The 17120-nt window shown below is 38.0% G+C and carries 12 protein-coding genes; all 12 read right to left on the bottom strand.

Features of this window, described 5'->3' with window-relative positions:
* Positions 1-213 precede the first annotated feature (213 nt).
* A complete protein-coding gene (rpsA, locus tag AC2SLN_RS03240) occupies positions 214-1893 on the bottom strand; it encodes a 30S ribosomal protein S1 (RefSeq protein ID WP_486530169.1) in 1680 nt (559 codons plus the stop codon).
* Between the two features lie 275 nt (positions 1894-2168).
* Positions 2169-2876, bottom strand: coding sequence for a (d)CMP kinase (gene cmk, locus AC2SLN_RS03235; RefSeq protein WP_486548620.1), 708 nt, complete (start codon positions 2874-2876; stop codon positions 2169-2171).
* Between the two features lie 415 nt (positions 2877-3291).
* Entirely contained in the window at positions 3292-3861 is a 570-nt protein-coding gene (tadA, locus tag AC2SLN_RS03230; RefSeq protein WP_486548621.1) for a tRNA adenosine(34) deaminase TadA, read from the bottom strand.
* A gap of 10 nt (positions 3862-3871) precedes the next feature.
* Entirely contained in the window at positions 3872-4624 is a 753-nt protein-coding gene (locus AC2SLN_RS03225) for a uracil-DNA glycosylase (RefSeq protein WP_486548622.1), read from the bottom strand.
* A 22-nt stretch (positions 4625-4646) separates the two neighbouring features.
* Complete coding sequence (locus AC2SLN_RS03220; RefSeq protein WP_486548623.1) at positions 4647-7292, bottom strand: AAA family ATPase; 2646 nt, start codon at positions 7290-7292, stop codon at positions 4647-4649.
* Between the two features lie 608 nt (positions 7293-7900).
* Entirely contained in the window at positions 7901-8290 is a 390-nt protein-coding gene (locus tag AC2SLN_RS03215) for an ATP-dependent Clp protease adaptor ClpS (protein ID WP_486548776.1), read from the bottom strand.
* A 399-nt stretch (positions 8291-8689) separates the two neighbouring features.
* The gene (locus tag AC2SLN_RS03210) at positions 8690-9460 is read right to left on the bottom strand and encodes a hypothetical protein (RefSeq protein WP_486548624.1); all 771 of its coding nucleotides are present in this window, start codon (positions 9458-9460) and stop codon (positions 8690-8692) included.
* Positions 9461-9718: 258 nt separating this feature from the next.
* A complete protein-coding gene (gene argC / locus AC2SLN_RS03205) occupies positions 9719-10786 on the bottom strand; it encodes an N-acetyl-gamma-glutamyl-phosphate reductase (protein WP_486548625.1) in 1068 nt (355 codons plus the stop codon).
* 154 nt (positions 10787-10940) lie between these two features.
* Positions 10941-12095, bottom strand: coding sequence for a uroporphyrinogen decarboxylase (gene hemE / locus AC2SLN_RS03200; RefSeq protein WP_486548626.1), 1155 nt, complete (start codon positions 12093-12095; stop codon positions 10941-10943).
* A 146-nt stretch (positions 12096-12241) separates the two neighbouring features.
* Positions 12242-13423 (bottom strand): glutamate 5-kinase, encoded by a 1182-nt coding sequence (proB, locus tag AC2SLN_RS03195; RefSeq protein ID WP_486548777.1) that lies wholly within the window; start codon positions 13421-13423, stop codon positions 12242-12244.
* Between the two features lie 296 nt (positions 13424-13719).
* Positions 13720-14940: a GTPase ObgE gene (gene obgE, locus AC2SLN_RS03190; protein ID WP_486529934.1), complete on the bottom strand. Its 1221-nt coding sequence runs from the start codon at positions 14938-14940 to the stop codon at positions 13720-13722.
* A 488-nt stretch (positions 14941-15428) separates the two neighbouring features.
* Positions 15429-16871, bottom strand: coding sequence for a glyceraldehyde-3-phosphate dehydrogenase (locus AC2SLN_RS03185; protein ID WP_486548627.1), 1443 nt, complete (start codon positions 16869-16871; stop codon positions 15429-15431).
* Between the last annotated feature and the right edge of the window lie 249 nt (positions 16872-17120).

The raw sequence follows: 17120 nt of genomic DNA, 5'->3' as shown, positions 1-17120 counted from the left end.
AGCATTTAGTCTACCACAGAAGAAATAAACTCATAAAACATACTAAAACTTTTAAGTAACAGTATCATTTATAAGACAGAGCACTTTTATACTATAAGTTAAATTTTTGTAAAATGAAATAACTATTATTTCCTATTTAAACCAAAAGGGAGTAACCGAAGTTACTCCCTTTTAATTTAAATTTCATTACAATATAAATCTATAACAATAGACTTACTGCATTTGCTCTTTGATTAAGTCGCCAATCGTTTTAGGCTGAGCTTCAGTAGATGATGTAGCAGTACTACCCAGTTCTTTAATCGCTTGACGTTCTTCGGCTTCGTCTTTGGCTTTAATTGATAAGCTAATACCACGTGACTTCCGATCCACACTGATAATTTTCGCTTCAACGCTATCGCCTTCATTTAAATGCTTAGTCGCATCTTCAACTTTATCACGTTGAATCTCAGAGGCACGTAAGTAACCTTCAACGTCATCCGCTAAAGTAATAACAGCCCCTTTAGCATCAACTTCTTTTACCGTACCAGTAACGAGTGAACCGCGATCATTATCTACTAGGTATTCGTTAAATGGGTCAGAGGTTAGCTGTTTAATACCTAAACTAATGCGATTAGCTTCTGCATCGACTGAAAGCACCATAGCTTCAACAGTATCACCTTTGTTGTAGTTACGAATTGCTTCTTCACCCGTCTCATTCCAAGAGATATCAGATAAGTGAACCAAACCATCGATTCCGCCATCAAGACCAATAAAGATACCAAAGTCAGTAATTGACTTAATAGTACCCGTTAGCTTATCGCCACGGTCAAATTTCTTATCAAACTCTTCCCATGGGTTAGGCATAGTTTGCTTGATACCTAAGCTAATACGACGACGCTCTTCGTCAATATCAAGGATCATTACATCAACTTCATCACCAATCTGTACAACTTTAGAAGGGTGGATGTTTTTGTTTGTATGATCCATTTCTGATACGTGAACTAGACCTTCGATACCGTCAGAGATTTCTGCGAAGCAACCATAATCAGTTAGGTTAGTTACCCGGGCTTTAACGATGCTACCTACTGGGTAAGTACCGCCAACATTATCCCAAGGATCCGTACCTAATTGCTTAAGACCTAAGCTAACGCGGTTACGTTCACGATCAAACTTCAAAACTTTAACTTTAAGGTCTTGACCCACTTCTACAACTTCAGATGGATGCTTAATACGGCGCCATGCCATATCAGTAATATGTAATAGACCATCGATACCGCCTAAGTCTACGAATGCACCATAATCAGTTAGATTTTTAACGATACCATCAACCTCGATACCTTCTTCAAGCTTATTAAGTAGCTCTTCACGTTCAGCTGAGTTCTCAGCTTCCATAACCGCTTTACGGCTAACAACAACGTTATTACGCTTTTGATCTAGTTTAATAATTTTGAACTCAAGCTCTTTGCCTTCAAGATGCGTCGTATCACGAATAGGACGAACATCAACTAAAGAACCTGGTAAGAATGCTCTTACTGAACCAATATCAACTGTAAAACCACCTTTAACTTTACTAGAGATGATACCCTTAACGATCTCATCGCCTTCAAATAATTTTTCAAGTGCGTTCCATGTTTCTACACGCTTAGCTTTTTCACGTGACAATAGGGTTTGACCCATACCGTTATCAACGGCTTCTACCACCACATCAACGCTATCGCCCACTGCTACTTCAAGCTCGCCATTGTCATCTAAGAACTCTTCACGAGCAACAACACCCTCAGATTTCAATCCAGTATCAACCGTAATCCAATCGCTATCGATTGCTACAACAGAGCCGCTAATTACCGAGCCACGCTCGATATCAAGACCCTGCTCTCCTAGACTCGCTTCAAATAGTTCAGCAAATGATTCCATTGATTCCATTATGTTTACCTTAATATAGCCGTATCCTGTCCAGCACAGTACGGTTCAAGTTTATGAGCACAAAAGATTTACGCTGGTTTTACTCTTCTACACTCATTTAATAAATGCTTAATTAAAATATCAGTTTGATATTTATGCCCAACAGTTATTATGCCTATGCACAATAAATAAAAAATAGGCTAAAATCTGTAAAATCTTGGTGCGACTTATCCGTAAAATAATAGGAGTAACACCTTAATAAATAAAATTTTTTAAGTCACTGTCATTTAACCACTAAAGCAAATGCCTTTTTCTTGACAGAATTTTTTTATCACTTGATAAACCTGCTCCGCATTCATCTCAGAACTATCGACAATTAAAGCATCTGTTGCGGGTATCGATGGGGAGATACTGCGATTTTCGTCTCGCCTATCACGTTCTTCAATGTTTGCTAATATGGTATCATAATCAGCATCTTGCCCCGATTCTTGTAATTGCAAAACTCGACGGCTTGCTCGTGCTTCAGGGCTTGCTGTTAAATAAACTTTTGCATCTGCATCTGGGAAAATCACTGTCCCCATATCCCGACCATCTGCAATCAACCCTCTTTGAGAAGCCATATTCTTTTGCAACTGTAGAAGTGCCGCTCTAACATCTGGTAGTGAAGCAACTTTAGAAGCGTAGCCTCCAACAGTCTCATTACGAATTTTGCCTGCGACATTAACACCATCTACAATGATATCAACTCGTCCTGTGTTATCATCGGCTACAAACTGAATGTCCAAATTAGCAGTGAGTTCAGTAATTTTTTGCTTCGCATCCTCAGTCGGATCATTATCTGCTAGTAGACCCGCTTCGAAAGCTTTCAATCCTGCAATACGATATAGAGCACCTGAGTCAAGCAGATTAAATCCAAGTACTTGAGCAAGCTTAAAGCAGACCGTGCCCTTACCAGCACCACTAGGTCCATCAATTGTGATAACAGGATAATTCATTGGATATGGCTAGCCCTTAATGATATCAACAAATACCGCACTATATTAAACTCAAAACCTATCGATAAAATCGAGATAATATACTTTGACAAACTTATGCGAGACTACGATAAATACAAATAGGGGCGGATTATAGCAAATATCAATATCTAAATCCAGATATTATTTATTGCTTGAACAAGAGTAAGATACTCTAATCTATAAAGTAAACGGCGTAACTTTTTGATGAGATGATAATTTGAGTAACTTTTTGATGAGATGATAATTTGATTAGATGATAATTTCTATACTTATTTAATACAGGTAAATATTATTTTTTAAGAGGAAGCTAACATAAAAACATAACTTATAACTTATGATAGGTGGATAACTCATAGCAAGGTCCATGGATGAATGACTATTACTTTAAATAGTATTATTTAGAGTTAAGTTTAGGCCTATGTTTATACGCCAATGCCTTTTGCCGCCTTACCTTAAAAAACTGTTTCAACAGTGACTGACTTTGCGACTGTAGAAGCCCTGAACGAATCAAAATTTTGTGATTATAACATTCAAGATCGGTAAGGTTTAATTGGCTGCCTACCATTCCAGAACGGGGTTCATGAGTAGCAAATACAAGTCGCCAGAGCCTTGCATGTATTAAGGCACCAATACACATCGTGCAAGGCTCTAGGGTCACGTAAAGTGTTGTGTTTGGAGGGAGGCGATAATTCTCAATATTTGTGCACGCTAAACGTAACGCCACAATTTCCGCATGTGCAGTAGGGTCTGAACAGCTGATTGGTCTGTTATACCCTTCCCCTATTATTTCATTATTACACACCATAACTGCGCCAACAGGTACTTCACCCTGATCATTACCCTGCTTTGCAAGTATAAGCGCCTGCTGCATAAATCTAAAATCATCCAGCGTCCAAAACTTAGCATCTGCTAGAACAATAGGTCTAGCAGCAAACTTGTAATCAGGTAATAATGGTCTATACATAAACACAAATTTATTGAGGCAATTGCCAGTCAATCGGCTGCTTACCATGTTGTATTAAATAGTCGTTGGCTTTTGAGAAAGGTCGAGTACCAAAGAAACCACCACGGTTCGCTGCCAATGGAGAGGGATGAACAGCTGACAGCACAAGATGTTTATCTGTATCAATAAATTTACCTTTTTGTTTCGCTTTACTGCCCCATAAAATAAACACAGTATGCTGGGTCTGCTTATTAATAGCTTCTATGACAGCATCAGTAAACTGCTCCCAGCCTTTACCTTGATGGCTACCTGCATTGCCCTCTTCTACAGTGAGCGATGTATTTAAAAGTAACACGCCTTGTTTTGCCCAATGCGTCAAATCGCCATGTGCAGAATAAGTGGTGCCAATATCATCAGCCATCTCTTTAAGAATATTATTTAAGGATGGCGGTTTAGGTATTATTTTAGGGACAGAAAAAGACAAGCCCATCGCTTGACCCGGGCCATGATATGGGTCTTGTCCTAGAATTACCACCTTAACATTATTGAAGGGTGTGAGATTAAATGCATTGAACATTTTAGAAGCTGGTGGATATATAATTTTACCAAGTTTATATTCTTGCTTTAAAAAATCCCGCAAGCTGTCCATATTTTGAGAGAGTAACTCATCCGCTAATACCTGTTTCCAATCCTCAGGCATTTGTACACGGGCTAAAATCGCTTGTTTCTCAGCCTCTGTCTTAACGTTTAATATATCCTTTGGAGCTTCAGAAAATGTCTGCATATAATAACTCTAAACGGTTTAATTAACTCTCTTCGAGTCCTTCTTCAAATTGTTTATTATGATGACTATGCTTTTCAACAACCGTCAGTAAAATACGGCTATTTTCAGCAGCAGCTTTGCCGTTTTCATCTAATGGCTGCTCAAAGGGTGTGTCACTCAATGTAACATGAACCGCGCCACCTTCAGATAAATTACCAAACAGCACCATATTGGCTAATGGTTTCTTAATCTCATTCTGGATTAACCGCTGCATTGGTCTTGCACCCATCAAACGATCATAGCCCTTCTCAGCAAGATAATCACGTACAGCATCATCGATTTCAAGTACCACTTGTTTATCATCAAGTTGCGCTTGTAATTCCACTAAGAACTTATCCACTACAGATACGACCACTATCGGATCAAGTGGATTGAACTGAATAATAGCATCTAGACGATTACGGAACTCAGGCGTAAATACTCGATTCATTGCTTCTGTATTATCTTTACTATGATCCTGCTTAGTAAAGCCCATAGAGGCACGGCTAATATTCTCAGCACCGACATTTGTGGTCATAATTAGAATGACCTGCTTAAAGCTTGCCATTCGACCATTATTATCTGTCAACGTACCATGATCCATAACTTGTAACAGCAGGTTAAACACATCTGGATGTGCTTTTTCAATTTCATCCAAAAGTAGCACACAATGGGGATGTTGGTTAATCTTTTCCGTTAATAAACCACCTTGATCAAATCCAACATACCCAGGAGGTGCACCAATTAACCGAGAAGCCGTATGAGCTTCCATATACTCTGACATATCAAAGCGTATTAGCTCAATACCCATCAAGTTAGCCAGTTGTTTAGACACTTCAGTTTTACCAACACCTGTAGGTCCTGCAAACATGAACGAACCGATTGGTTTATCAGCTGGTTTTAACCCTGCCCGTGATAGCTTTATCGCATCAGACAAGGTTTTAATAGCTTCATCCTGACCGAATACTAAACGTTTTAAATCACGCTCTAAATGCTCGAGTAAAGACTTATCATCATTAGATACAGATTTTGGTGGAATACGAGCAAGTTTGGCAATAATTGCTTCAATATCTTCAACATCAATGACAGTAGCTTCCACATTCTCTAACTCTGTCTCCAAAGTCGAATCCGTATCTAACACATTCTTTTTATCATTGACAGCATTACTATCTCGGTCAACCGGATCTTCTGAGTTGTCAGATTCAAAAGCGATGTCTGAGTCTTTTTCAACCTGTGATATATCAGTTGCATCTTCTAGTAGTTGTTCTTCTTTGCCTTCTTGGCTGTCTTCTTGTTTATCAACTTGTGTACTAGGTGGCTGCTGATTTTTTTCAGACTGCGCTAAATGAAATTCGTTTTTCGTAATTTCATCAATTAATTGATTTTCGTCTTCAATTTGATCCAAGTCTGGCGTGATGCCTAAGCGTTTATAAGCACCAGCTTCATCGATAACATCAATGGCTTTATCTGGTAAAAAACGTTCATGAATATGTTTAGCTGACAGTTTAACAGCACTGACTAAGGCAGCATCTGTATATTCGACATTATGAAACTCTTCATAACGAGGTTTTAACCCTCGCAATATCTCAATGCTATCTTCAATATTTGGCTCATTCACATCAATTTTTTGGAAACGACGTGATAGCGCATGATCTTTTTCAAATACTTGTCGGTATTCTGTATAGGTAGTTGAACCAATACATCTTAATTCGCCGTTTGCTAGAGCAGGTTTGATAAGGTTAGAGACATCCATATTACTGCTCATTGATGAACCAGCCCCAATGATCATGTGAATCTCATCAATAAACAAAATAGCATTAGGCTTATTTTTTAGAGCGTCTAATAGCCCTTTCATACGCTTCTCAAAATCCCCTCTGTATTTTGTACCGGCAACTAATGAGCCTATATCTAGACTATAAATCACACAGCCCTGAAGAGGTTTAGGCGCTTTGTCGTTAATAATAAGCCAAGCAAGTCCTTCGGCGATTGAAGTTTTACCAACACCCGGCTCCCCTACGAGTAACGGGTTATTTTTACGCCGACGGCATAAGACTTGTGCCGTTCTCTCAATTTCAACCTCCCGACCAATTAAAGGGTCAGTCTTACCTTCAGCCGCACGCTTATTTAGGTTTGTAGCAAACTCTGCTAGCGGATCTTTTTTGGCTCTTTCATCTTTCTTAGCACCCTCTTCACCCTTAGCTGACGTGCGTACCTCATCCTCTTCATTGCCATGTGACAAATACTGAGTTAGCTCTAGACGACTTACGCCTTGTTTTTTAAGTAAATATACAGCATAGGTATCATGTTCTGAGAACATAGAAACTAAGATGTCTGAGCCTTGCACAAGACGTCCAGAACCAATGGATTGCACATGAAAAATAGCACGCTGTAAAATACGATCAAAACTTTGGGTAGCTTGTGGGGTTTGCTCGGTATCTTCATCAATCGTAGGCGTGTGCTTCTCTATGTATGCTTCCAGATCAGTACGTAACTCAGCAATATTTGCACCACAAGCTTTTAATGTAGTTGAGGCATTATTATTTTCAAGCAAAGCCAGAAGAAGATGCTCCACCGTTAAGTATTCGTGTGATTTTTGTCTCGCCAACGTCATGGCTAACCGTAATGAAACTTCAAGATGACGACTTAACATAGAACTTTCCTGATATTTTTATTTAAATAATGTAATTGAATAATAAGATAATAAGTATTTGCTTAAAAATGGGAATGTACATCATTAATATAGTCCAAATTCTCGTTATAAATCAAAGACAATTAATGATAACTCATACCTAGTAGGTAGGGTTAACAACTACAAATATCAAGTCGTTATATAAGATGTTTTTAAAGATGGCAAAGGTTTTAAGTAATTATTAATATAAAATGAGAGGGTAATACCACGTGAAAGGGGTGTTAAAGGGAAGAAGCAGGTCTAATATTGGACTTTTTAAGAAGAGCAACTCATAAAGAGTTTTAGTAATGTCTAAGAACCGCTCTGCTCTAATAGAAAAATAAAAAATAGCAAAATAAAAGCAAAATGTGCTATATAACAAGTTTTTACTAGGTAAAACCTTTAAGAAAATCTTATCCGCAGGTTTAGGTTTAGTTATCATTTATTAACAATACACTCATTAATATAATCTAAGTATATATAATGAGTTGTAAAAATTATGTAAAAATTTAATGAAATTATATTTCAGTTATTAATGTATATTTAAAAACTGATTTAACCTATAGAGAGAGAAGTTAAAAGATGCACTATTACTCTTGATGAGGTTCTATTTGAGTTAAAAGTGGATAACCCTCCTTACGCGCAATCATATTAACTTTTTTTGCTTTTGTTTCCGCAATATCTTTAGGATATATACCAGCAGTCCCACGTCCATTATGATGGATATCTAACATGATTTGAACGGCTTTATCGATTGAATGCTTAAATTCAGATTCTAAGATATAAACCACAAACTCCATCGGTGTATAGTTGTCATTATACATAATGACGGCATACATAGGTGGCTGAGCAATTTCTGGTTCAGCAATTAATACATCAACATCTTTTTGATGCTCTTCATCATCATCCGACATTATGGTAGGCAATCTCTTTACAGGATTAATGACCGGTAAGGTAGCAGGATGATGCCAGTCGCCCATTTGGTTTGATTGGTTTAAAAGGCACGTAATTGGGGCGTCATGTAATATTTTTACGTTTTTCATAATGGGTATCGATTCTATGCCGAGTATCCTATATTTATCCAAATGTTTTTTTAACTACTTAACGCAGTTAACTAGCTTCATATCTTATTCAACTCTATTTTAGCTCACTACTATATTGGTTTTTACAGCACTTTATTTATGTATCTTAATTTAGAGTATCAAATTAGTATTAATAATTTAATGGGTATTATTAAAATTAAACCTGCCGTCTGGCATTACGTCATAAACATTAGAGACGATAATTGGATAATCAATAGCTTTTAGAGTAACTATCTTTAGTTTATAGATAACTAAAGAGGTTAATATATTCATTATGTATAACACCACTGAATATCGTTAATCCTCTGTCACAGGACGTTGATCGGTTTTAGGCACTTCAGAGAGCGACATTGGCATTTTATCCACTGGACTGGATAAACGCCAGTTATATATCTGCTCAACTTGTTCGTTATTCGCTGCTAAAATAAGTTTGACCTGACGAGGCTGAAAACCAGTAGGCATTATAAACCTACCTCTAATTCTAGAAATACCCTTAATATCGTAGGTCAATGGTTGCAATGGCACTTCTACTAGACTGGTCTCATCAAGCAGTATTAACTGCGGTCTCAACTTATGTGATTTTCCATCTGCAGCAAGCATTGCTACATCAAATCGATACTCAAACGCATTTTCAGGTAATGGTTCAATTTTGGCACCCATAACTTGTAAGGGTAATCCTTTTTGCTCAATCAAAGCATCGGCATAAAAATCATTGACTTGCTGCAACTGTAAATTAACCACTTCTATATCTTCAAGTTTCTTACGCATAACACCAAGATTATTTAAGCTAATATCTCTTTCTTGTTTAGCTGCATTTAATGATTGATTAAGCGAGTCAACTTTGCGAGTCAGCTCTTTAACTTCTTGAGAGGTCAGCTCCGCATTAATACCATGTGCGTTAATATTAGACTGAGAAGCATTGAATCCCCTTTGATACCCAAATTTATGCCCAAAAACTGCCATAATGATGCCTGTCAATATGACAGCGCAGGCAAATAGCGCTAATAAAAAAGGACTCAACACATTGGGTAATGGTCTCTTAGCAGATGTGGGATTAGACTTGCTCATCTCAGTTGACATTTTATTTCGGCTCGTATTAGGTGTGTCTGTTTATAAATTGAAATTTGCGAAAGTCGCAATGTTGCATTACTACTTTCTTTTCAACAGACTTTTGGGGCACGCTATTATACCTAAGTATTATTATTATACCTAACAGTTGCTCGCAGCCTATCACACTCTTACGACCTCGTTAAAAGCTGCGAACTTATTCATCAAAATTAAAAGTTTTAATGTAAAAACATTTTACTATAGGAAATTGTGACAGGATTAGGGTACAACAGGAATTTGGTTAAGACCAAGTGTTTCATCAAAGCCAAACATTACATTCATACATTGAATAGCTTGGCCTGCAGCCCCTTTCACTAAATTATCTTGAACCACTAAAATAGTCGCCTCAAATCTGCTATTGTTTTGATATATTGAAATATGCATTCTATTACTTGCTCGCACACTGCGCGTATCAGGCAACTTTCCAGCTGGTAACACTTCAATAAACGGCTCATCTTTATAAGCAGTCTCATACAAGCTTTGTAAATCCTGCTCAATACCCATTTCAGTTAAGCTCAAATGAATCGTGGTAAACATACCACGTATCATAGGAACTAAATGCGGCACAAATCGAATATTATGGGTAAATACACTCTCTAAAATTTGATGTACGCCCTGTTCTATTTCTGGCAGATGTCGATGTCCACTAACGCTATACGCCTTAAAATTATCGGTTGTTTCTGCATAGTTTAAATCAAGCTTAGCTTGCCTACCTGCACCTGATACGCCAGATTTAGCATCAATAATAATACGTTTTTCAACCAGTGCTTCATTCAGTTTATTTTGTGCTTTGATAATCGGATTCAATCCCAATATTGCTGTTGTGGGGTAGCATCCTGGATTTCCAATAACTTTAGCGGATTTTATAGCATCACGATTAACTTCCGGTAGACCGTAAGCGGCTTCTTTTAGTAAATCAGGACAAACATGTTTATGCTTATACCAGTTCTCGAAGTCCTCTAACGACTGGAGTCTAAAGTCGGCTGCCAAATCAATAACCTTAACTCCGTTATTAACCAATGCTTGAGCCTGCTGCATAGCGACACCATGAGGTGTCGCAAAAAATACCACATCACACTTTGATAGTGCCTCAACAGTACCTTCGCCTAAGTCGCTATATATTAAATCTGTGAACCCACTTAAACTAGGAAATATTTCAGTGACTGGCTTGCCTGCTTCACTACGTGAGGTGAGCCATTTAATGGACACTTTTGGATGAACTGATAGTAATCGAATTAGCTCAACACCTGTATATCCTGTTCCACCGACTATAGCTGCTTGTAGCATGGTATCTCCTAACCCTTTTTGAGCATCAAAATTCGATAAGAAAATTAAATATTCTAAATTGAAACCGTTTTATCATTATCAGAAACTAGATATGTTTTCTTCTAATAGAGGTTCTAAACTCAATATTTTAAAACATATTCCCTATTACCAATGTTTATATTTGATATTCGTGTACAGCATCAACAAATATCTTCGCATTATCAGGATTTACCCATTGGGTAATCCCATGACCCAAATTTGCAACATACCCTGATTTCTCGCCAGTAGAATAGGCATCATCAAGCATTTGCTTAACATTTTGTTTTATGGTTTCTGCCGAACCATACAGCGTTGCAGGATCTAAATTTCCTTGAATGGCTTTGTTCGTTCGCTTATTTTTATGTTTTGTAGTCAGCCCTTCTTGTTCATTGGCTAAAATTCTTCTAGCGCGATCTATTGGCATTGTCCAGTCTAGCCCTAAACAATCTGCCGCACTATCCGCTTGAACATCTAACCATAGCCCGCCCCCTTTAGTAAATAACACAACGGGAATATCTGGATGACGCTGTTTTAATTGAGCAACCACTCTTTTATTGTACTGATGAGAAAATTCAATAAATTGACGGTGTGCTAGTGCACCGCCCCAACTATCAAATATCTGCACTAATTGCGCACCAGCATTAATTTGAGCATCAAGATAGTCTACAACTGCAATCGCGATATGGTCTAAAACTAAATGCAAGAATTCAGGCTTACCGTATAAAAGCTCTTTAGTATGACGGTAGTCTTTTGAGCTGCCACCTTCAATCATATAAGTCGCAAGTGTCCAAGCACTACCAGAAAAACCAAACAAAGGCACTGCACCATTTAACTCTTTACGGATGCTTGTCACTGCCCGCATCACGTAATCAAGTGAATCATTAACATCTAAAGTTGGTAACTGCTTTAAGTCTGCTTCAGTACGAATTGTTTTCTTAAACTTAGGACCTTCACCTGCCTCAAAATAAAGACCAAGCCCCATAGCATCTGGGATGGTTAAAATATCACTAAATAATATAGCGGCATCCAAATCAAAGCGCCTAAGAGGCTGCAATGTAACTTCCGTCGCCCGTGCAGTATCTTTACATAGGCTTAAAAAGTCTCCAGCTTCCGCTCGAGTAGCTTTGTATTCTGGTAAATATCTTCCTGCTTGACGCATCATCCAAACAGGCGTGACATCGACCGTCTCAAAGCGTAATGCTCTCAATAAACGATCGTTTTTTAAAGGGGCAAATTTATCACTTGTTACAATAGAATCAATTTCAGGGGAGGAAGCATTATTTATTGTCATTTTTTTCTCTTATAGAAAGCTTGAAAGTAGCCTCATAATGTCAGCACTTAGTATTAACACTTTTATCAAAAACGGACTCAGAAGTGTATACCCATAAACCTAATTTTTAATTATGTGCCGATGACATAGTGAAGTGAGTACATATATTATTTATTGACTATCGCCATATCATCACGATGAATCATAACCACACGGTCTTCAGATTCGCCTAAAATCTTATCAAAGTTTTGGGTACGCTCTCTTGCCACACGTCGCGCTTCCGAGGCAGCAAAGTTAACTTGACCAACGGCAACTCGTTCTTTTGTATTGATATCGACAACAGCCACCACATCCCCTTTATCAAAGTCGCCTTGTATTTCGACCACCCCAACCGGAAGTAGACTTTTATTTTGAATAGTAATGGCATTGACTGCACCAGAGTCAATAAATAGCGTGCCTGCCATACGTAAATGTGCAGCCAGCCACTGCTTGCGTGCAATTATTTTGTCAGCTTGGTTGGTTTTAAGCAACGTACCCACAGGTTCGCCTTGCACAATACGTGTGATAACCTTATCTTTGCTACCATTTGCTATAACGGTAGGACACCCGCCCATCGCTGCTAGCCGTGCAGCGCGTATTTTTGTGAGCATACCGCCACTACCAAGCTTACCACCTTCACCTGCTATATCGAAAAGATAGTCTGCCATTGCACGCTCTTGCAGTATCATTTTTGCATCCGGATTGTCTCTTGGGTTATCAGTAAACACACCTTCTTGGTCAGTCAAAATAATGTATAAATCTGCACTAACCATAGCAGCTGTCATAGCAGCCAGCGTATCATTGTCACCAAACTTTATTTCATCAACTGTGATAGTATCATTTTCATTAATGACAGGTATAACACGCCAATCTAGCAATCTATCTAATGTATTAGCAGTATTGAGATACCTTTCTCGGTTAGCTAAATCATCATGGGTTAGTAAAATCTGTGCACTTTGTATGCCACTTTGAATCAATGCTGACGACCACGTTTGAAGAAGCCCCATTTGTCCAATAGCTGCACAAGCTTGCAGTGCTTCTAACTTCTTAGGACGCTCTTCCAAATTCATCCTTACCACGCCCTCAGCAACCGCACCTGAAGACACAATAATGACCTCTTTACCCTCTTTATGAAGCTTAGCAAGTTGGCTAGCCCATTCATATATGGCAGTTCGATCTAATCCCTTGCCATTATTAGTTAACAAAGATGACCCTATTTTTACAATTACTCGTTGTATACTAAAGTCACGTCCTTGACTAATAAATCGTTCATCATTTGCATCAGTCGGTTTTGGAATGCTTACTTTCATAGGGTTAGAATGTGAGTCTTCGCGTTTCTTTTGAATACTCATAAATCTCCTAAAAATTTAAATTAAATTCAAAACTATTAATGACTTAAATATAAATGACACATTATTGACAATAAAACCAAATTCGTTTGAGTGTTGATAGGTCAATAATGAATGGGGTAATGATGTGTTAGGGTCTAGCCAACACTATCGTGCTCTTCAATGATACATCATCGTAGCTCATTTACATGAGTAAATATGAAAAACATCAGGTTAAATTTATTGACACGCTGCAAGAAACTATTACCCTGTAACATTTATGGTGCATAAATAATCTCTACACCATCATTATCGTCGTCAGCATCATCGTCATCTAATCCAAGCTCAGCTGCCGCCTCACGTTGCGCTTTCCTAGCAGCTCGATAGGCTTCTTTTTGCTCTTCGGTATTCAGCCTTACTTCCGCCTCTAAGCGTTCAAACCGTTCTTTTTGCGCTTCAGCAAATATTGGATCTTCCTCTTCACGCTCTCGTTCACGTTCAATCTCATTCATTAAATGATACTTAACGTCATCCACACCTTCACCGGTCAATGTAGAGGTACGAAATACCATTCCTGTCCACCCAAGCTCAGCAACAATGTGAGTACACAGTTCATTTAGTTCTTGAGCATCCGGCACTTGATCAATTTTGTTTAAAATTAATATTTGCGGTAGATTGGCCAACTCGGGAGAAAACCTTTCTAACTCATTAAGAATAACCTCAGTATTCTCAACAGGGTCGCTACCATCAATTGGTTTTATATCAACTATGTGTAGTAGTCTACGAGTTCGAGCAACATGCTTTAAAAAACGAATGCCAAGGCCAGCCCCTTCAGATGCCCCTTCAATCAACCCTGGAATATCAGCCATAACGAATGATCGCTGTAAGCCAACATCTACGACACCTAGATTTGGCACTAAAGTCGTAAATGGGTAATCTGCTACTTTTGGCTTGGCTGAAGAAACTTGTCTAATAAAAGTTGATTTTCCCGCATTAGGTAAACCAATTAATCCAACATCAGCCACTACTTTTAGCTCAAACTTTAATTCTTTTAGTTCACCGGCAAAACCCGAAGTTGCTTTACGCGGCGCTTGATTGGTTGAGCTTTTGAAATGAGTATTCCCTAATCCACCATCTCCACCCTTAGCAATAAGTAACTCTTGACCCATTTCAGTCAAATCTCCGATAACTTCGCCTGTCTCGTTATCTATAATGGTGGTACCCACTGGTACACGCAGATAAATATTGTCTGCACCTTTTCCAGAGCAATTTTTACTATGTCCATTTTCGCCTCGACCAGCATCATAACGACGGGTATATCGGTAATCTACGAGTGTATTGGTATTATCATCTGCCACAACAATAACATCACCTCCCTTCCCCCCATCTCCACCATCAGGGCCCCCACGTGGCACATATTTTTCACGACGAAAGCTCACAATGCCGTTACCGCCATCTCCTGCTTTGACAGTAACAATTGCTTCATCAATAAATCGCATTGGTCTTGCTCCCTTAACTTCTCTTAATATATAAATAATTCTTGATATATAAATAACATTAAATTGCTATAAATTATAGATTATTCCTAATCTTAAACGCAGCTATTTTAAAGCTCTAATAGCATAAACACTGGAAATGTACGACAAAGTTTAACACCATGACCTGTAGACTAACTGTTCACTTAATATTATATAAATATAGCTAGTGTGTAATAATCGATATATAGGTAATATTTTAGAAAACCCTCAAAACTCATCACGTTGACCCTTCATATACCTATACGTCACTAAAAGTATAAATCATAAGTTTATAAACATTGAACTTACAACCCGTCAGTTTATACGCGGCATTTAAAACAGTATTAAAATTTCATGCCATATTCTACAGCATTATAAAAAAATAAATACCCGATAACCTTAAAGATTATCGGGCATTGTTAATAATGCTCTCGGTCACTCATTTAGCACGCTTATTACAGCCATACTTATTAAACGCTGATATTAACATAATTAATGCCAGCCATTTGCGCAGCAACTCTCAATACTTGAGTACTATAACCTACCTCATTATCATACCAGATATAAACAGTAGCATGATTATCAGTAACTATCGTAGCTTGTGCGTCAACAATACCAACTTGCTTGGTTCCGATAAAATCGGTGGATACAGCTTCGGTCGAATCAGTATAAGCAATTTGTGATTGCCACTTGTCGCTATTTGCCACCTCTTTAAAAAAACTATTTAACGCATCTGCGCTTTCAGGAGCTTCCTTTAGATTTAAATTTAAAATGGCCATGCTTACATTTGGCGTTGGCACACGGATAGCGTTACCAGTAAGTTTACCATTTAATTCAGGTAGCGCTTTACCGACCGCTTTAGCAGCCCCTGTACTAGTAATAACCATATTTAATACAGCGCTACGACCACGACGGTCAGCCTTATGATAGTTATCAATGAGGTTTTGATCATTTGTAAATGCGTGAATCGTTTCTACATGGCCAGTTTCAATACCATACTTATCATTTAACACTTTTAATGAAGGAGTAATGGCATTGGTAGTACAACTGGCAGCACTAACAATAGTATCATCGCCAATGGTATTACTATTGACATTGTATACGATATTCTTAATGTCACCTTTAGCAGGAGCAGTCAGCAATACTTTTTTGACACCTTTAGCTTGCAAATGTTTACCTAAGCCTTCCTCATCTTTCCAGATACCGGTATTATCAATCACAATTGCATCGTTAATGCCGTAGCTGGTGTAATCAATTTCACTAGGGTCATTAGCATAAATAACCTGAATAAAGCGGCCATTAACAATAATACCTTGATTCTCTTCATCAACAACAATTGAACCTTTGAACGTACCATGGACAGAGTCACGCTCTAGTAGAGAGGCGCGTTTAGCAATATCTCCCTGTTTACCCGGACGCACCACAAAAGCTTTTAATTGCAATCCTTTATCAGTCGCAGCTTCATTTAGCAGCAATCTGGTTAGGATACGGCCAATACGTCCAAAGCCGTATAATACAACATCAGTAGCCTCACTATTTGCTGTCAGGGTTTTATCAATCTTATTAATTGCGTCAACAACCCTAACGTTATGTTTAAGTAGTTGCCCTACTTCAACAATGGCAGTTTGTAAATCATCTACGTCTTTAATATCTTCAACAACTGCCAATACGGCATCAATGGTTAAGGCAGCGCCATTATTGCGAGTAGAGGATTGCTGTAATTTAGTTAACAGATCAGCGGTTGACAGCCCATTGAGAGACTCACCAAACAATGTCACTTTTATATCTTTATTTGTATAAAGATCATGTAATAGACTAACCAGCTTAAGCGCTTTTGTTTCTTGTTTTTGGTATGCAGTCAAGTGGTCTTGATGCAACTTACGGCACGAATCAGCGTTACTCACAATAGTCATCCTATAATAATCAATGAAAAATCAGTACAAACTGTCAATCAACAGAATGTTAACTGTTTTATTTAACTTACTTACCTTTTGAGGTCAATTTTAAATGAAAATCCCTATTTAAGCCAGCCTAATGAATACCTAAACTATACTAGGTAAATTTTTATGGTTGAAAGGGTAAAAGTGAGCGGATATATAATACTAACCTACTAAAAAAAACTTAATACAACAATGGCATTAGAAATGTTGCTGTATTAAGGT

Source organism: Psychrobacter sp. CX90 (assembly GCF_057396305.2).
The sequence above is the reverse complement of the archived record's forward strand: the minus strand, read 5'-3'. Positions and strand labels throughout refer to the sequence as shown.